Raw genomic sequence first — 19717 nt, forward strand, 5'->3', positions numbered from 1 at the left:
AAGGGCCTTTACCCGTCAAAAATATAAATTAAGTTGACATCACGCATTCCCTAGCGTGTATCAGCCCCAAAATGTTCGTTGGGCTTATCTCCCATCACCAGGCGCAGCTCGCCACCTTTCACAATATCAGCGAAATCAATAAAAGTCTTATTATAGTCAGCCCCGTTTAACGTAGCGCGCTGAATATAGACGTTGGTCGGGCTATTGTTCTCAGACACAATGGTAAACTGCTTTCCGGGATAATATTTTGGGTCCAACGCAATCGACACTTTGTCGAAAACCGGGCTGGTAATATCATACTGACTCTTTCCCGGACATACCTGGTACAATCCCGACGCCGCCAGCACATACCAGGCCGACATCTGCCCTACATCCTCATTGCCCACCAGTCCTTCCACCGAATTGTTATACGCCCGGGCACAAATCTCCCGGGTCCACTTTTGCGTAAGCCACGGCGCATGCACGTAGTTGAACAGAAAAGGCACATGGTGCACCGGCTCGTTGGCGTGGTTGTAATACAGGTTCCAGAGAAAGTCCTTGGGCGCCTGCTCAAAAAACTGAACAAGATCGTCTTTAACCCTGGCATCGCCTCCCATGAGCGCTACCATACCAGGTATATCCTGCGGCACAAACCAGCCCTGCTGATACGGATTGCTTTCAATCGAACCCAACCATTCTTTTAAACGTCCTTCTTTAGGCCACGTTTCCCACGTGCCATCCTCCTTCCGCGGTCGGAACCACTTTACCGAGTCGTCAAAAATGTTACGATAATTTTGCCCTTTGGCCAGGTAAACTTTAGCCAGGCTGTCCTTGCCCATCTTAGAGGCCAGCACACCTGTACACCATTCGGTATACGCATACTCCAGCGTGTTGGAAATTCCCAACGACTGGTGGAAATAACCTTTATCACCATTCCCGAACCGTTCGCTTGTCTTCACCGCCAGGTCGAGCAACGCTTTGTCATCCACCTTCAGAATACCTTTGTTATAAGCATCTGCCATAACCGAGATGGCTGGGTTGCCGATCATACAGCCACTATAAGCATTTAGCAGTTCCCAACGTTCCAGGTAGTCATGATTGGACTCATGCGCCAGCGCGATGAGCGAATTAGACATATCATTCACCAGCGATGGGTTGATGATGGTTTGCAACGGAAACTGGCTGCGAAACACATCCCAGCCACTAAAAATCGTCCGGCGGTTATACCCCGATGCCTGGTGTACTTTACCATCCCCTCCGGTAAAGCTTCCGTCAACATCGGAAAATGCCCGTGGGTCGATCATGGTGTGATAAAGGGCGGTATAAAAGATAGACTTCTCATCATCGCTACCACCACTTACAGTCACTTTGCTCAAGGCGACATTCCACTCATCCACCGCACGCTGGTGCACTGCGTCAAAATCCCAATCCGTAATCTCAGACTCCAGATTCTTCTGCGCGCCTTCCATGCTCACAAACGAAATACCGGACCGGAACATAACCTGCTCGTTCGCCGTGCTCGGAAACTCGCTAAAAAAACCCAGGTGCTTACCCTCTGCCTCGGTGGCTGAATCTAACACCGCCGCTTCTGCTACCCGTTGCTGATACCGGTCGCTTTCAACATCTTCGCGCTTGCGCGTCCAGGAATCCGGGATATCAGCGCTCCATACACCAAATTTCTGAAAAGGCTTACTGAACTGGGCATAGAAATAAACCGTATAGTTTGCGTGTCCATCGCCATTCCCCCAACCACCACCATCCGGCGTGCACTGCATCCAACCTTTAATGGTATGATCATCCACTACCTTTATATACTGCCGAACCGACGTACCGCCTACCCGCCGTGCCAGGTCGATCTGAATACGTGCCTGACCGTGCTGCGGGAAAGTAAACCGCAGCATGCCGCTGTGCGGCGCCGCCGTCGCCTCGGCCCGAACGTTATAGTCACTTAATAAAGTAGAGTAATACCCGGCCGAGGCCTGTTCCCGATCCTTCGCATAGTGCGAGCGGTACCCGGTATTAGGACCACCTTCTTTACCACGGCTGGTCTTGAGCACTCCCGTGGTAGGCATAACTAAAAAGTTACCCAGGTCACCGTACCAACCAATTCCGCTCATCTGTGTGAACGCAAAGCCCTCGATCGTAGTATGCTCGTAACTATAGCCAGACCCATTGTCACCGCCCGTGATGGTATTGGGGCTCACCTGCACCAACCCATACGGCGTCGTAGCCCCCGGAAAGGTCTTTCCGAGTCCATGGTAGGTACCTGCCTTACCCGTACTGGTACTGGCCCCGATAAAAGGCCGTACATATCCAGCCGGTAAGTCGCCGGCTGGGTCCGGTGTTGAAGCTGACTTACAACCAACCAGCAGTGTGATCAAAAAACACCATTGCGCTATCCGTCCCATAACTATCACTATTTTGTTTTTCCTGTACCCACCGCTACAACTTCGATCCGGTGGCTCTTGGGTTTATTCACATCATAAATCATATCCACCAGCAATTTCATTTGGTTTACATACGATTGGCGTACCTCCGGGAAGCGAAGACTTTCATACGCACCAATCTTCCCGCCAACAACCCAATCCTTCTTCGCTTGTTTGCTGGCAAGATCGTAGGCAGCCTGGTCATCTTGAAACAGCATGCCGCGAGGCTGGAAGAAAATAAACTCCAGGCCATAGTAGTCGCGCAATTTGCTTTCAAATTCTTTACGCGCCTGATTCAGGTTTGCTACCTGCACCGCTTGCTTATACTGCGGCGTTTTTACGACCAGGGCAAGATTGATCCCTGTCGCAAGCTCTTCCTTCTTCCACGTCCCCATCACGTTACCGTCAATCTTCAATTCATATTGTGCCGCCGCAAGCCCGGTTACACGTAACAGTTCCTGGTTAAAGTCCTGTATAAACGGAACTACCGCCAGCGCGTCCGATTGCTTTTGATCACTTCCCCACATACGAGAAGCCGAATCAACCGGAAAAGGCAACGCCTTCGCCAGGTAATCAAACGACACACCGTTCGTCACGGCAAGGCCACTAACATCGGCACCCGCGCTTTTCTTAATAACCTTCTTCTTGGCATCCACCTCTACTTCCGCCAGGGGCGCACCCGCTAGCCCCTGCGCTTTCAGGAACAGGTAAGCCATCACCAGGTGCCCACCGTTACCTGGATGGATCCGGTCTTTACCAATGATCGTAAACTCCGGGTTGCTTTTCTGTCCTTCCAGGTTGATCTGCTGCATGGGATAGAACAGATCAACAAAGGACCACTGATTGGCCGCGGCAGCTTCCTTTTGAAAAGCAATGATACGTTCCATCGCCTTGCTCTTACCCGGAAAATAGTTGTCTTTGTTTTTCATCGTCTCGTCATACGGCGACGACGACATCATGATCTTTTGAGCCGGAAGCGCCTTCAGCTTCTCTACCAATGGCAGAAAGCTCTCGCGTGAAGCGGCAACTTTCTTGTCTGCCTCCTTCTCGGGCTCGGCACCATTATATTCAAAGTACCCCGAGTCATTCATACCAAATGTCAGCACGATGGCCGATGGATTTCGCTTCACCACGTCCTCATCAAAGCGCGCAGCAATGTCCTTTATAGTATTACCACCAATACCCACGTTCATCACCTCGATCCGCTCGCCTGGAAACCGCGTCATATAATACAACCATATATACGATTCATAATACCCGGCTTCGGTAATACTATTTCCCACAAATGCCACCTTACTACCGGCGGGGAACTTTTGAAGGGACTGCGCGTCGGTTATCAGTACACTGCCCAGGAGGAGACCGGCGAGTAAAATATCTTTCAAATGCTGCATATACTTACTTAGCTAATTTCATTTTAATAGTACAAATCCCAAACTGTGGCACCGACAGTGCCACGGTGCTTTTGCCACTCGTAACAATAACTGGCAGCACCTTCCGCACATCACCATCGAGTTCAACCTGACTGGCCTCCCGGATGACGGCATGAACAACAGCTGACCCCGACGCCTCTTTAGACGAAGCATTAAAGATTCTCAGAAGCACATCGTCACCATCCATCTGTAGCGATGTCACCTCCCACCCTTTACTGAGTGTTAACCACGACTTACTCCAGGTTGCAGGCTTCTCATCCGACACCACGGCAATTAACGGTTCATTCCAACGTGCAGCCGTCTCACTAACTCCGGCAGCATCCCACTTCCGGGCATGCGGCACCAAAGCGTAATGAATCTGCGAAGGTCCTTCAATCTTATAATTCATTCCCCACAACGCCGTGCCTGAATACTGCAACGTCAACGCCAGGGAATGATCCTCACCCGACACATAGCTGGTCGTGTGATCCGTCAGCAAGGTCATGCCGTAGTCTCCGGAAGCGTCCTCCGCATCCACCCAGCGAAGCACCACATTGTTTTTAATACTATCCCAACGATCAAAGTACGTATTCTCCAATCTGCTTTCAGTCACATCAAACGGCGCATCCTTATAGATCCTGGCTTTCCCAAGCGATGTCGGAAACAGCGCCAATAACTTATACCGATCATCGTAAAACGCCTTCTCCGGATTCTCTGCTTTATACCCCCGGGCTTGTGAATACTTACCAATCCCAGGATTCCCCTTCCAGTCGATCGTCAAGTCGAAATCTATTCTCGGATCATGCTGATATACTGTCACCACTTGACGAAACGGATGCGCGCCAATCTGCCCAACAATTTGCACTCGCGTTTGCAAAGGCCCGTCTTCTAATATACTTACCACGGCAGGTTTGTCTGCGCTCGACAGGAAAGCATTCTCCTCATAAAAAAAGCCACGCAGCTCGTTAAAGCTTCTATTATGTTTGGCGTCTACAAACTCTTTATTCTTTAAGGTCTTTGCCTTCAGGCTTTTTATAACACCACCGCGAGCAGGGTCCATAACAAGATGATAAAAATGAGTATCGACAACATACGTCTTATCCTTGCCAACGGAAACATGCCCTTTAGACGCACCCGGCTTCTTTGCATTAATTCGATACGTGGCATAGCCAACGGCAGGAACACGCGCCAGGAACAATAATTTTCCCTGCCCGTTCTCAATAGGCTGCGAATCTACCCAGTCGCCATGTTCATCCTGAATACCCCATGAGCGCACATCGACACCCGAAGCAAGTGGAACAGAAATAAGCTCATATCGATCGGAAGCCGTTGTATTGAACACCCGAATATACTGTCCCGCTCCACGTACTCCTTTCAATGCAGAGGTACCTACAATAGAGTCACTGGTCTGTACAGTAAATGCCGTCCAATCCCGCGTCATATCCGCCCATGTATGTCCAGGCTTCCCATTGTACGGAACAATCCAGCAATCATGATGCTGTGCCAACAGCAAGGTTCGCCAGGCACCATCAAGTGCTTTCTTCGGATACGACGTGCCACCCTCCAGCGCACGCAGCGTAGCGATTTTCTCTGCCATCACAATCTTGTTCTCAGCAACCCGCACCTGTTGTGCCAGTCGCTGCAACACCTGCGAACCCCACACCAGGCACACCAGCATATCCTCTTGGCTCACGCGCCACGAGTCGTTGAGCGTAGAAGCCCCAACCATTGTAAAATAATTCCGCCAGGTAGTATACAGCGAAGGCTGATAGGTGGGCTTCGCCACTCCCAACCAGGGACCACCACGCCAGCCCGCGTCTTGCAGGCACATGCCCACCGGCGAGGCAATATTGTTCCGAAGACACGCCTCAATATATTCTTGTGAATTCCCCCACGCCATCGTCTGCCAGGTCGAACCCGGCAGCAACTGCTCACATCGATAGCGCGGGACTGTCGGAATACCTGTACCATCCGGCCCAATCCAGCTCACAATGCCGGCGCCATGCGCCCGCGTATAGCCACCCCAGCAAGTATTGGGATTTTTTAACGAGGCATACCTAAACCCAAACGACTTCAGGATCTGCGGCAGGGCGCTCGTGAAACATGGCTCCTCCGAGCTATAAGTACGAAAGTCAACAGACGGAAAATGTTCTTTCATCTTGTCAATGCCATAGGAGAACTGCCGGATCACACTCTCACCCGTAATATTGAACAAATAGGCCTGGCCATACGCTGGGTTCACAAATTCAACCCGCTCACGAATCGCCGGACCTTGCAACGCATCTTTAAATAGTGCGTACGCCGCGGGGTCATACACCTTTACCGAGTCCCATGTCTCTGGTTCAATCTCCAGGTTAACGCTCCATTCCGGATGCTTCTTCAGTTGCTCAACCATAAACCGCGTCTGCCACCGGGGGTAATGCCCATACACGCCCCCGTGATAGCCGTCAACAAAGTAGGCTGTCTGCGCACGACTCACCCCCACGCCAAATACCAGGCAAAGTCCGACGACAACCAACTGTTTTATACCACGTGTCATCATATCACTTCTGTTCACGCCACGAATCTGTCCTAAAAGGTACCGCCGGCAGGCCGTTACCATTCTCAAAATTCGTCACCGCATAGTTAGTAAAAGCATACCGCAGCGCCACAGGTCGCTTGACCTTGGAAGAGCTTACCTTCACCTGATCTCCAACAATAACGGCTTCCGCCGGATAAAACTTACCATCTTCCCCCGCGAGCGAAAAGAACTTAGGCGAAGCGCCATCTTTTGTTTTTAATCCCCCGGCGATGGTCTCCGGTATATACGTCACAATTGCCGTTGTGTTCTCAAATTCTACCGTCTTCATCTGTGGACCTTGATATACCACCGACAATTGGTTATACGTTTGGTGCAACGCCGTAAGCGCAAGGCGTATGCCCACCGGTTTCTTATCCTTCGGATGCAAATCCTTTGCTTCACCCACATCCATCGTCAGCACCATACCCGTATTATTGAGTCTCAGAATGTTTGCTTGTGCCTCACGAAAGAAAGCGTAGTCCGTCAGGTCGGGATTCTCCCGGTCCCAGAAAAACGGCGCCACCTGTACAAAGTAAAATGGCAGCTCACCCTGCCCAAAATCAGACCGCCAGCGTTGAATGAGTGTATGCATCAAGTGCGTATAGCCATCACGCTCATTCCGGTTAGATTCTCCCTGGTACCAGCAAAAGCCACGAATAGAAAGTTTTACAAACGGATGGATCATTGCATTATACAACAGAAACGGTCGCGTGACTTTCTCAAACGAAAACCCGCCGTCGATGACCTCCCGGGATTTTTCGCTTTTCAAATAGGGCTGCAGATAAGCCGAGTCCAGCAACGGATCGGCCGCCAGCACCTCCCGCGGCACATACGCCTGTGCCGCCGACGCACCAATACCCGAGAAGATAACACCCACCGGCACGTCGAGTGTCGTATGTAACTGCCGCGCAAAGAAATACGCCACCGCACTAAACTTCTCCACCGTCTGTGGTGTACATGCCACCCATTGCCCCTTCACGTTGTCCAGCGGTGTGTTGCTAAAGTTCAGTGCCGCATTAAAAAGACGAATGTTCTTATAGTCAGCCTGGGCTGCTTCCACCTTGCCATCCAATATATCGCCCACCGGCGACTGCATGTTAGACTGCCCACCACAAAACCACACTTCACCAATTAAAATGTGCTGAAGAGTTACGCGAGACACAGTACCACTGGAGATCTGCAGTGTATGCTCGCCGAAATCTCCCGGCCGTATCTTCGGCACCGGTATAATACCTATAAAATCGCCATAGTCATCGGCTTGTACAACGACCGAGGTTTTTAACCAATCTGCTTCGATCTTAACAGGTTCAAATCGGCCGGCCTTACCCCAAACTGTAAAAGGTTTGTTTTGCTGGATCACCATGTTATCGGTTAGCACATCGGCAAACCGCAGCACGGGCTGCACGGCTTGCTGCGCGCGCACCGTCAGCGCACTCCCCAGCACGAAAAACCCAAACATCCAGCCCCTGCATGTCGCGAAGTGTCCCCGCGTGACATTATTAATAATCGATCTTACTTTCACGTTATACTATTAATCTACTGGCTTTAGAATTTCATCACCATCAACGGCTCACCTCTTCTCCGCTTTCGATATGGAAAAAGGCTTATCACCATCCTGCGTACCACGCTCCAGCGCCGGCTTATCGCTCATCTCAAATTGCAATACACCACCCTCCACGATCGTACTATAGGGAATCCAGTTATGCGTATACTCCTTTCCGTTCAGCAGCGCCGAACGAATATAAACACCGTCGTCGCTGTTGTTCCGGGCGTCGACCACAAACTTCTTTCCATTCTCCAGGGTAATAGTAGCCTTCTTGAACAACGGACTACCGATAACATATTGATCGGTGCCCGGGCAAACACTGTAGATGCCCAATGCGCTCAGCACATACCAGGACGACATGCCGCCCTGGTCTTCATCGCCGGGAAATCCATTTTCCGTGGCATTGTACAGGCGTGTCATGATCTCACGTACCTGTTTCTGCGCTTTCCACGGCTGCCTGGCGTAGTTATACAAATAAGGTGCGTGCTGAACGGGTTGATTGCCATGAGCATATTGTCCCATTTCCGCCAGCACCATCTCCTTCATCTCGTGAATGGTCTGACCATAAGTGCCTACTTTGAACCTGGAGTGCATAGTAAACAATGAATCCAACTTCGCGGCGAAGGGCTTCTCTCCTCCCATTATATCGATAAGGCCTTGCACATCCTGGAAGACAGACCAGGTGTAGTGCCATGCGTTTCCTTCCGTAAAAGGCCCGCCCCACTCGATCGGGTCAAAGTCAGGCAGCCATGTGCCATCGTTCTTTTTCCCACGCATGAAGCCGGTAGAAGGGTCGAATACGAACCGATAGTTCATCATCTGTCTTTCAAAGACCTTCTGATAAAAAGTATTTCCTGTAGTCTTTGCCAGTTGATAAGCGCAGAAATCGTCGTATGCATACTCCAGCGTTTTGGCAGTAGACTCGTGATAGTCCGGATACGGAACAAATCCAAGATCGAAATAAGGTTTGAAACCCTCTCTTCCATTGGCCCCGCCCCAGGGACCCTTGTTGGTAACTTCATGAAGATAGGCAGACAGCGCTTTGGCGGGGTCGAACGTGCGAATGCCCTTCGCCCAGGCGTCTGCCAGCAGCGAGATAGAATGGTTGCCCACCATGCCACCGGTCTCACCCGGATTAGACCACGATGGAAGCCACCCGCATTCCTGTTGCGCGCTTAAAAGAGCTTGCATATACCTGCCTTGCTGGGCAGGATGCAAAATATTACTCAGCGGAAACTGCGAGCGGAACGTATCCCAGAATCCATTGTCGGTATACATATAGCCGTCGTGCACCTTCCCATCATACGGACTGAAGTAATACGGCTTACCATCCGCTTTTAATTCAAAGAACTGGCGCGAGAACAGATTGGCCCGGAACAGACATGAATAAAAGGTCTCTTTGTTTTTCTCATTGTCTCCTTCTACCAGCACCCGGTTAAGAAGCATGTTCCAGCGCTTGAACGCTGCGTCTTTTGTCTGTTCGAATTTCTTGTGAGGCCCCAGCTCCTGCTGAAGTGTAAGCGCCGCCTGTTCCGGACTGATGTACGATGAAGCTACGCGCACCTGTACCACCGCACCGGGTTTAAACTGCAGGTACGCTCCTTTACCCAGGCCTTCGTCCGACGTGCTTCCGCTATTGATCTTGCCATCCTTGTTCTCCCACGTGCCGTGGGCCTGAAAAGGCTGATCGAAGATCATGACAAAGTAGTTCCTGAAATTCTGCGGCACAAAACGGCCGTTGTCTACCCAGCCAATGATCTTCCGTTCTCCGGGAATTATTTTAACATGGCTGTTCTTCACATAACCATCCAGGATCAGGAAAGCATCACCCTTCGGAAAGCTAAACCGGAAGTGCGCACCGCGCTCGGTGGGCGACATCTCCGTGCGAATGCCGTTATCAAATTTTACACTGTAGTAATGAGGCTTGGCCGTTTCATTCGCGTGAGAAAAAACCAGTGCGCGTTCTTCTTCCTTAACCACCAGCTTGCCTGTGCCGGGCATAAGGGAAAATACCGCGTAGTCGTTCATCCACGGGCTGCATTGATGGACCTGCTGAAATCCACGGATCGTTTTTGCTGTGTATTGATATTTCCACCCATCACCGTTCTTGCCGGTCTGGGCAGACCAGAAGTGCATTCCAAAAGGAAGACCTGTCGTCGGGTAAGTATTCCCATACGACAGGTCCCACGTTGAGTTCGTTCCTTGAAGTGTATTGACATATTTCACCAGGTCAACTTCCTGCCCCGCTACACGCACACACAGTCCAACAAAGACCAGGGCAAAACCCGCACGGCGAAACAGATCACAGTTTACACGCATCACTCAAAAAATCTTTTAATTACTTTCCCAGTTATACACTCTTACAAAATAGGGCCTGTAGTTGTCGGCGCTTCCCGGCGTATTGAAGTTATCGCCAAAATCAACCGGATTGATGTTGTAGGATATGACCAGCTCACCCTCCTTAGACAACGCATGGTGAACCACCGCATTGTACGTTATAAACTTCGGATCCGCATCTTGCGTATACTTATCAGGAATCGTATACAATTTACGCTTGTTCGTGAACGGGCCGGTAGGACTTGTGCTTTCATAGATAAGAATCTCCAATCCGAAACAGGTTCCCTGCGTCACGAAATAATACTTGTCACCTTTTTTGAACACATTCGCCTGTGTGGCAGTGCCATCGAGGACGGCGATGTACTTACTGTGATCAACCGGCGCGGGCGATACCCAGCCATCGGTGGTATAATACTCCCAGGTGCCACGCAGGTCCTGGCCCGGAACACGAGCCACGTAGATCTTAGCGGCACAAATGCCGTAGTTCTCCTGCGTATACATGTAGGTATATCCATCGTCCGCTTTGAAGATGCTACCATCCCAGGCCAGCGCACCCACATATTTATCCTGGATCAGCTCCTTGAAGTTCATTTCCGTATCGAAGATGGCTATATCCGTGGAGACGTGAACGCCGGCAAATTCCGCGGGTTGGATCTGCCCCATGAGCATCTGTACTTCGTTATTGATTACCTGAGAAGGACCACCCCAGTACCATTTATCGTCATCGTTGGCATTGGCCCCCGGGTATCGTACCCATGTGTCGGTGTTCTCGTTCGTTCCGGGGTTGAGCTGAACGTAGCTGTACAGCGACTTATTTTTCTGAATGAATCCTGCGTTACGCGCAAAGGTATTATTGGTACGTGAACGGCTATTGTCAATTAGACCGAAGAAACTATCCTGAAAAGACCATAACAATGATCCATCGGGAAGCTCCGTGGTGACACATCCGTCTCCGCCGTTCCATCCGGAAGAGCGCGTGAGGTATTTATTATAGCTCAGGTCATGATATACCGTAAACTCCGATTCCCAGCCACCTGTATTCGGAATGAGCTCCAGCAGGATCGCTTCCGGATCACCGGTAAGCCCCACTTCAACAGTCCATTCGCTTTTGTTACCCGACTCAGAAGTTACAACATAACTGACTTTGTTATTGGCTTTGAAGTTCACCGTAGCACCCGACGCCGGAACGACCGTAGCATTAGAAGAAATACCAACCGTGGGAACCACGTGTTCCAGGTCAGTATTAAATGGCAAGGTGATGGTCACCGTTCGCTTCGTTTTATCGATCACAGCACTGCCGACCTGCCCGGGAACGCTGTAGGAAACGATGTTACTATAGGGAAACACGACCGTCTCGGCGTCGTCATTCTTGCATCCCAGGATGACGGCTGCAAGAACAACCAGGAAGAATATAGAGTTATGACTTCTTTTCATGTGGATTTTTGTTTTTATTAGAACCCTACCTGCACACCCACGTTAACCACACGCTGATTGAGATATGCATCCCCCGCGGTGTTCGTCGAAATCTCAGGATCCTGCTGATATTTTGAAAAGTTGGTCCAGGTCAACAGGTTGTAAGCAGTAAGATACAATCGTACGTTGTTGACATTTTTGGGCACCAACCTGTCCGGTAGCTGATAACCGAGGTTCACTGTTTTCAAACGCACAAAACGCGCATCGATTAACCAGAAGTCAGACGGGTAAGCGCTTCCGCTGTTCACCGTTGTAGGGTTGCTTGTCAACCGGGGGAACTCTGCGTTGTCCGCATTGTCTGGCGTCCACCGTTTAAGATGTGCAGGCTGGAACTGGCTTTTGAACGGCTCAATGCCGGTACCTACTACGCTGAAGCTGTAGTTGAACGATCCCTGAAATAACACCGACAGGCTAAATCCTTTGTAGTTGGCGCCGAGATTTAAGCCAAGCGTGGTGTTGGGCAGGTTCGGTTTGCCGATAGGACCCTGATCGAAGTTGTCGATCACGCCATCGTTGTTCAGATCTCTATACTTCAGATCGCCTGCCTGAATGGGAATGCTGGTGAGTGGCATGGCGACATTATTGGTGGCATCACCGTCGTTGTTCCTCGCAATATCTTCTTCGGAATAGAAGCCGATATACGTATACCCGAACGGCTGGTTAATCGGGCGGCCTGTTGCAGCCAGCCACGGGTATGCCGGGCGTGCCTCATCATTGTACAACACCTTGTTTTTGGCGACAGAGAACACAAAGGACGATGTCACCGTCACCTGCCCCACTTTGGTATTATAGTTCACAGAACCGTCGATACCCTGATTGCTGGTCTCCGCAATGTTTGTAGGAGGTGTGCCTATACCGATCATCGAAGGAACGCTGCCCCGACTTACCAGCTGCTTAAAGCGGAAGTCGTAGAAGTAGTCGATCGTAAGCGAGAGCTTGTCACCGACGAGGTTGGCGTCAAGTCCTACGTCAAACTTTCTCGCCCGTTCCCATTCAGCATCGGGATTACCAAGATCGCCCTCACGAATGGTGGAAACACGCTGTGGAATTTGACCGAATGCATAGCCTCCCCCTTGCGCATATGTCTGCCGGAATATATAGTGACCTCCATAGGCATTATCTGAGCCAACCTGACCGTACGAGGCTCGCAGTTTGAACAAAGTAAAATAAGGAATAGCATTTCGGAAAAAGTCCTCTTCAGAGAGACTCCATCCCACTGCAATAGCAGGAAAGAATCCATTTCTTTTATCCTTCCCAAAACGGTCTGTACCGTTATAGGCGCCGTTGAAATCCACCAGGTATTTATTCTTGTAATTGTAGCTGACCCGGGCGGTGTAGCCACGGTAGTTGAACGGTACTTTCGAAGGGTCTGAAAAGGGCTGTGCTAAAACCAGGGTACTTTGACGGTTGTATAACGCCATGACTTTGAAGGTGTGTACATTGTTAAACACTTTGTCATAGGTGATGAACGTTTGCAAGTTCGTGTTCTTGGAGTATATGCTGGTGTTTCCATAGACGGCATAGCCGGCGTAGTCGTAGTTACCGCGCGGGTCGATAGCGTATGAACCGTCTATGGAGTTGTAGTGATACGTGGGTATGCCATACCCTGGGGCATCACCACGCGTCACTTGCCTGCTGTTTTCTTCTATGCCCGAATAAGCAAATGTGGCCTTCACGGCAAGTCCTTGTGTAATAAAATCCAGGCGTTGCGTCGCATCCAGGAGGATGTTCGAATCCGTACGGCGTGTACGTGTATAGCCGCCGTTAGCCAGGCGCGCGTTGAGCGTGGGGAGGTTATCCTGTGTATCGAACGCATAAGCGTACGTGCCGTTCGGATTCAGCACGGGGGCTGAAAAAGGTCTGATCTTCTGAAAATTATAGATCTCCGAAACTGCGTTTTGATTGTGGGGCTCGTTGATGTTCGAAAAACGGGCCGTCATGTCCAGTCGAACATCCAGTGTCTTGGTTACCGCAAAATCCAGGTTGGTGCGGTAATTGAACCTCCGGTAAAAGTAATTGTTGTTCACATCGCTTTGCGGCCCGGAAAAATCTTTTACCAGACCATCCTGCGAAAACGCGCCACCCGATATAAAGTACTTCAGCCTGTCTATACCTCCCGATACATCCACGTTGGCGTTGTGTTGCCACGCGTGTGTTTTGAAAATCTCCTTGTACCAGTTCACATTGGGGTGTCCATAGGGATCGTTGCCGGTCCGGAAGGCATCGAGATCGGCTTGTGTGAACCGCGGCTGAAGGCCGTCGTTCTCATAGGCCTCGTTCATCAGTAGCGCGGAGTTATAGGAATCCAGGAATTTAGGTTTGCGTACAGGTGTCTGAACACCTGTTTCCACGCGCATATTTACCTGAGGCCGCCCCGATTTACCGCGGCGTGTTTTCACCACCAATACGCCGTTGGCACCTTTAATACCGTAAACAGCCGTGGTAGACGCATCCTTCAGGATCGAGATACTTTCAATTTCATTGACGTTGATCTGTTGCAGCTGCTCGTACGAATACTGCACATCATCAACGATAATCAGCGGCTGGTTGCCATCCGGGTTCAGGGAGCTTACACCGCGGATGAAGAAGTCAGACGCATCCCGCCCAGGCTGGCCGGAACGCTGTACCGCGAAAAACCCCGGCATTCTTCCAACAAGCGAGTTCTGAACGTTAGAGTTCGGTACCGTGCGAATCTCCGCCGCCTGCACCGAGCTTACGGCACCCGTGTTGGTAATCCGCTTCGTCTCACCATAGCCGATCACCATAACTTCCTCCAGCGTGGTCAGGCTGCTCGTCAGCTTCACATCCAAAAATGTTTTCCCTTTCACGGATATCTCCTCCGTGGCAAAACCGATAAACGATATCACCAGGACATCATTGTCGTCTGCCTTGAGCGTGAATTTCCCGTCGCTGTCCGTAGTCGTTCCGACCGAAGTACCCTTGATAAGAATACCTACACCCGGAAGCGTCTCGCCTTCCACTGAAGCAACTTTTCCCTCGATGGTGTTATTTCTCTGCGCAAAGGAGAACGTCACCAATAGAGAAAAAATAAAAATCAGTAAAATGTTTTTCATGTCTATAGATTTTTTCTTTGATGATTTCCTTTATTACCACTGCGGGTTCTGAACCATGTTACCGTTCTTGATCACCTCGTCGTACGATATGGGATAGAAATACCTTTTTTCGTCAAAGGAGGCATCTTGCACAGGCACGACATTATAATTCAATTGCGTTCCGGCCTTCACGATGATCACCCCGTTGACAGGCGTGGAGAATATTTCCTCCGCGATCTTCCAGCGGCGAATGTCCCAATAGCGGTGCTCCTCGAATGCCAACTCGATCCTGCGCTCATTTCTGATAACGGTGCGCATTTGCTCTTTGGTGAGACCTGCCTCCAGACCATATGTACCTCCCCCAGACTGGATGCCGGCACGTTGACGAATAGCCCGTATAGCCTCATAAACTTCTGTGGTCGGACCCGCGAACTCGTTCTGTGCTTCAGCATAATTCAACAGGATTTCCGCGTACCGGAACACAGGCCAATCGTGCGGCGTATCGCCATAGTTCTGGGCAGTCTCGAACTCTCCCATGAACTTTCTCATATAATAGCCGGTCTTGGTCTGCTGAATTTGTCCGCCGGGTCTGTGACGGCCGCCCTGAAATGTCTCCAGTGTTGCATTGAGCCACAGCGAACCGTTGTGGAACACCGTTGCGTCAAGCCGTGGATCACGGTTAGCATAGGGGTTGGCAGGGTCGTAACCTGATCCGGCATCCGTAATAAATTTTCCATCTGCCGTAAGGAACGCATCCACCAGATTTTGTGATGGACTGGTGCGGCCAAGCCCCTGGTTGGCGCCGGAAAAACCCACGGGACCGTTGTTCTTCTCTATACCGGTACCAGCACCTCCTGAACGGAAAAAGATGGTTTCCCTGTTGCCGTCGGTAATAAAAAGCTTTGCAAAGCTCGGTGCAAGAGAGAAATACGTGTTTTGGTCCATAAAGTCCGCCGCTGCATCAACTGCAAGCTTCCAGCGGTTGACGTCATAGTTTGTGTAACCCGTCAACGCATTGTCGGGATCGACATTACCGCCGTTGTAAAGCGGGCTGGCGGCATATAGCAATACCCTTGCTTTCAGCGCAAGCGCGGCCTCCTTCGTGGCTACGTGGCTGTTGGCATTCGGGTCGGCAATCGGGTATGTACGAAGGCTGTCCTTAATAGCGTCGCACTCGCCTACGATATAGTTCACACATTCCTCGAACGTATTTCGCGGCAACTCTACATCTTCGCCAAGTACCAGAACGCGATTTCCCATCAACGGCACTCCGCCGTAGCGCTTCAGCAACTCGAAGTAATGCATGGCCCGGATAAACCTCGCCTCGCTCTTCCATACTTTCGCCATCGGAATACCATTCGGAAGCTTGTCTCTCAACGGCACTACTTCAATATTGGTGATAAACGTAGTGGCGCTTCTGATGCCCGCATAATAGTTTGCCCAGCGCATATCGCTTGGCACTTGCGACACTGCGTTGTATTGCCCGGTACCCAACTTGGTAATGTCCACCACAACCGTGGCAGACGACACCGCGTCGTCTGAAGCGGCATCGAGGTAGTCGTCTCCTACCCGGTTATGCCCGTTCTGCAACTGGGAATACACCGTCGTCAGGTATTGCCTGGCGTTTACACCCAGCGAGTCCGTCTTGCTGAAAATAAAATCGATGGTATACTGCTCGACAGGGAGCGCTTCAAAATCATCGTTACATGAAGAAGCCAGCGCCAGCGCACCGATAAAGAAAGAGAATTTTAATATTCTATGCTTCATAACTTCCCTAAGCTTAAAGTTTAATGTTAATACCGCCGCTGATCACCCGCATGATCGGATAATTTCTGAAACTGGTCACCTCAGGATCTACCGCATCATAAGAGGCCGCAGTGAACAGGTTCTGCCCGTTCACAAAGAACTTCAGCTGAGAAATACCATAGCGGTTTGAGATCCGGAATGGAAGCGTATAGCCTATGCTCACATTTTTGAGTCTCATATAATCGCCCGAGCGCACCCAGAACGACGATGTCTGTGTGTTGTTAAAATTGTTGCTGGTGGAAAGTCGTGGATACGTAGCGGTCTCCGCGGTCTCCGGTGTCCACCGTCCCAGAATCTGCTCATACGCCTGGCCATACGACTGGCCTGTTACCTGGAAGCCTGCGTCCACCACGGCGTCTCTGATATATTGATCGCGGTTATACGCGCCCTGGAGTAACACACTTACATCAAATCCCTTGAAGTTGAATCCGGCCGTTACACCATAATACGAAAGCGGTTTGTTTCTGCCGATAATGGTCTGGTCATACTGATTGATGACATCGTCACCGTTAAGGTCGCGATACTTGATATCGCCAGGCTGAACGGTGATGTTCTCCAGCTTCGCGCTGGAAGCCACATCTGCTGTGGACGAGAAGAATCCGTCCGCTATATATCCGTAATAAGCGCCAACGGATTCGCCGGTTACACGATTATAGTCGTACACGCGCTTCTGTTCATCCAGGAAGACCACCTCCGTTGCCATCCTCGACCAGTTACCGGTGAGGAAGTAGTTGAAGTCTCCGAGGTTGTTCTGATAGGTGGCCGACAACTCAAGCCCTTTGTACAGGTTCTCGCCGATATTCTCCTGGGGATAGGCAAATCCGATCAGGGCAATGTTCTTTCCCCTATTTTGTAGCAGGTCATAGTATCTGTCGTAATAGTAGTCGGCGGTGAGCTGCAGATGATTGTCCAGTACGGAGACATCTACGCCCACATCCAGCTTATGTGCCTTTTCCCAGGTGATGTTGGGATTGGCCAGCGGTGAGTTTTCCCACAGACCGGTTCCATTCGTGCGTCCGAATCCCTGCTGGTACGTACCGTCGGTAAACGTTCGCGAGTAGGTCTGACGGAAAATGTAATATCCGGAGTTATCTATACCATTGCCGGTTTTTCCATAAACACCGTGGAGCTTGAACTGATCCAGCCACGCAACATCCTGCAGGAATACCTCCTTGCTCAGATCCCATCCCAATCCAGCCGCGTAAAATGAACCCCACTGCATGCCGGGTGCATATACATTGACGTGGCTGCGGGTAAACGCCCCTTCTGCAAAGTACTTGCCTTCATAATCGTACTGAACACGGGCGGCAAGATTGGACGGGGTTTGGGGAAGGTCATAGTTTATCGTTACCACACGGCGATCTCCAAAGAGTTTGCCGACCACGTGATGCTTGCCAAACATCCTGTCATAGTCAAGGGAGAGTTGAGCATACCACAATCTGGAGGTAGACACCGGCGCAAAGTTATTGGACTGTGCAATGGCGCTACCATACTGTGTATACTTTCCACCTTCGCCAGACTCGCTCGGCACATACTGAAAAACAGTATTCTGCTGGCTTCGCGTCAGTGCCGTGATATTTTGAGTAGAAATATTGGTCACCGCGTTTGCCGTGAGCCCCTGAACAACATCGTTCAGGTTATAGTGCAGACCGATATTGGCAAGCACATCACGGCTATTGTCCTCAATATAGCCCGAGTTGATAAGGCGCGCCATCAGGTTGGTCTGATATGAAACGTTGCCGCCATACGATCCGTTGGGATTATAAATGGGATACGCGCTGTTCGGAGTTTCCAGGATTTGCGAAAGCAGCGCACCCGTACCCGCTCCGGGTTGAGAGCCGTCCTGCACCCTGGCAAACAGGGATACGTCTACGAGAAAGTCGTCGGTAACATCTACCGCCACATTCGAGCTGATGGTGTACCGCTTCTGTTCGGCATTGGTCTGATATGAATTCTGTGATGACGTAATGAACAGTCCCTGCTGGTTCATGTAGCTTCCGCTGATCGAGTACCGAGCCACCCGGCCACCACCGCTTATATTGAGGTTGTACGATGACATGGGAGCGCTGGACCGCAGTGCCTGGTCGTACCAGTCTACGTTCGGTCTGCGGATCGGGTCCGTACCATTCTTGAAAGCTTCAAAATCAGCGTTCGTGTAGACTGCCGCTTTGTTGTCGTTCTGAAGGGCCTCGTTCAGCAGATAGGCATACTGAAACGCAGGGAGCGGCTTCGGCATGTTGAGCGCGCTCTGAACACCGACCTGACCGGTAAACGAAAGTTTGAATTCCTGCTTATCGGGTCTTTTGGTGGTAATCAACAGTACGCCGCGCGAGCTGCGCATGCCAAGCAGTAAAGAAGAGAACGCATCTTTCAATACAGATACCGATTCGATGTTATCCGGATCGATGGAATAGATATCACGTTGAACACCGTCAATGACTACCACGGGTGCCTGGCCTCTCAGGCTTATTCCGAACTCCGTGTTGTCGCTTGGTGCGCCAAGAAAATACCTGGGGACGTTCCCACCAAGGTCGACGGTATAATTGTTGCCTGTTGCCGGAACGCGGAATCCGTTGCTCTGAGACAGGTAGAGCCCCGGAAGGCGGCCAGCCAGTGCATAAGCAACAGTGGGCGCGGGCGTTGTGTTCAGTTGCTCGGTGTGGATCGTGCTGATGGAACCGATCTGACTGCGGCGGTCTGCCTTGCCATACAACACATAGAGCTCTTCGGGGCTATGCAGGTAACGGCTGAAAAGCGTCACGTTAAAACGTTCCGATGTTTGTGAGTCGTCTTTGATTCTAACCGATGTTTCGGTACCCAGGATCAGCGTTTGCACATAAAAGTCCGGATGTTCAAAGGCAAGCACGTCGCCATTTTTCACCGAAGCGAGTAAAACAAAGTTCCCCTCGCTGTCAGAGCCGGCGACGGAATCGCCCTTCACCTGGATGGTGACACCTTCAATGGGATTGCCATAGCTGTCGAGCACCGTACCTCCCCGCACAGATTCCTGAACGACGGACTGTGCCAGCATAGACTTTGAGATGAAGAACATCAGCATCAATAACGCCAGTGCACTTCTTCTAAGCCGTGTTATATAGAGACAAATCATAATCTTAATATTGGATTTG

9 protein-coding genes are annotated in these 19717 nt (G+C 50.8%); all 9 read right to left on the reverse strand.

What is annotated here, in order from left to right; translation table 11 throughout:
• Positions 1-50 precede the first annotated feature (50 nt).
• The 9 genes from K7P01_RS04810 to K7P01_RS04850 are packed head-to-tail and all read right to left on the reverse strand — an operon-like array spanning position 51 to position 19698.
• Positions 51-2387 carry a GH92 family glycosyl hydrolase gene (locus K7P01_RS04810; protein WP_267290389.1) on the reverse strand — a complete coding sequence of 779 codons (2337 nt, stop codon included), beginning with the start codon at positions 2385-2387 and terminating at the stop codon, positions 51-53.
• Between the two features lie 8 nt (positions 2388-2395).
• Entirely contained in the window at positions 2396-3796 is a 1401-nt protein-coding gene (locus K7P01_RS04815; RefSeq protein ID WP_267290391.1) for an SGNH/GDSL hydrolase family protein, read from the reverse strand.
• A gap of 4 nt (positions 3797-3800) precedes the next feature.
• The gene (locus K7P01_RS04820; RefSeq protein ID WP_267290393.1) at positions 3801-6356 is read right to left on the reverse strand and encodes a glycoside hydrolase family 38 C-terminal domain-containing protein; all 2556 of its coding nucleotides are present in this window, start codon (positions 6354-6356) and stop codon (positions 3801-3803) included.
• A 1-nt stretch (position 6357) separates the two neighbouring features.
• Positions 6358-7896 (reverse strand): sialate O-acetylesterase, encoded by a 1539-nt coding sequence (locus tag K7P01_RS04825; protein WP_267290395.1) that lies wholly within the window; start codon positions 7894-7896, stop codon positions 6358-6360.
• 48 nt (positions 7897-7944) lie between these two features.
• The gene (locus K7P01_RS04830; protein WP_267290397.1) at positions 7945-10239 is read right to left on the reverse strand and encodes a GH92 family glycosyl hydrolase; all 2295 of its coding nucleotides are present in this window, start codon (positions 10237-10239) and stop codon (positions 7945-7947) included.
• Positions 10240-10254: 15 nt separating this feature from the next.
• On the reverse strand, positions 10255-11691 hold the full coding sequence (locus K7P01_RS04835; RefSeq protein ID WP_267290399.1) for a DUF5005 domain-containing protein: 1437 nt from the start codon (positions 11689-11691) through the stop codon (positions 10255-10257).
• Between the two features lie 17 nt (positions 11692-11708).
• On the reverse strand, positions 11709-14804 hold the full coding sequence (locus tag K7P01_RS04840; protein ID WP_267290401.1) for a SusC/RagA family TonB-linked outer membrane protein: 3096 nt from the start codon (positions 14802-14804) through the stop codon (positions 11709-11711).
• A 33-nt stretch (positions 14805-14837) separates the two neighbouring features.
• A complete protein-coding gene (locus K7P01_RS04845) occupies positions 14838-16550 on the reverse strand; it encodes a RagB/SusD family nutrient uptake outer membrane protein (RefSeq protein WP_267290403.1) in 1713 nt (570 codons plus the stop codon).
• A gap of 13 nt (positions 16551-16563) precedes the next feature.
• Positions 16564-19698 carry a SusC/RagA family TonB-linked outer membrane protein gene (locus K7P01_RS04850; protein ID WP_267290405.1) on the reverse strand — a complete coding sequence of 1045 codons (3135 nt, stop codon included), beginning with the start codon at positions 19696-19698 and terminating at the stop codon, positions 16564-16566.
• Between the last annotated feature and the right edge of the window lie 19 nt (positions 19699-19717).

The organism is Parachryseolinea silvisoli (assembly GCF_021190955.1).
Taxonomy (GTDB): Bacteria; Bacteroidota; Bacteroidia; order Cytophagales; family Cyclobacteriaceae; genus Ohtaekwangia; species Ohtaekwangia silvisoli.

Bases quoted from the DNA above. Each gene is read 5' to 3' on its own strand.
- K7P01_RS04810 (WP_267290389.1), bottom strand. From the start codon at position 2,387: ATGGGACGGATAGCGCAATGGTGTTTTTTGATCACACTGCTGGTTGGT.
- K7P01_RS04815 (WP_267290391.1), bottom strand. From the start codon at position 3,796: ATGCAGCATTTGAAAGATATTTTACTCGCCGGTCTCCTCCTGGGCAGT.
- K7P01_RS04820 (WP_267290393.1), bottom strand. From the start codon at position 6,356: ATGATGACACGTGGTATAAAACAGTTGGTTGTCGTCGGACTTTGCCTG.
- K7P01_RS04830 (WP_267290397.1), bottom strand. From the start codon at position 10,239: ATGCGTGTAAACTGTGATCTGTTTCGCCGTGCGGGTTTTGCCCTGGTC.
- K7P01_RS04835 (WP_267290399.1), bottom strand. From the start codon at position 11,691: ATGAAAAGAAGTCATAACTCTATATTCTTCCTGGTTGTTCTTGCAGCC.
- K7P01_RS04840 (WP_267290401.1), bottom strand. From the start codon at position 14,804: ATGAAAAACATTTTACTGATTTTTATTTTTTCTCTATTGGTGACGTTC.
- K7P01_RS04845 (WP_267290403.1), bottom strand. From the start codon at position 16,550: ATGAAGCATAGAATATTAAAATTCTCTTTCTTTATCGGTGCGCTGGCG.
- K7P01_RS04850 (WP_267290405.1), bottom strand. From the start codon at position 19,698: ATGATTTGTCTCTATATAACACGGCTTAGAAGAAGTGCACTGGCGTTA.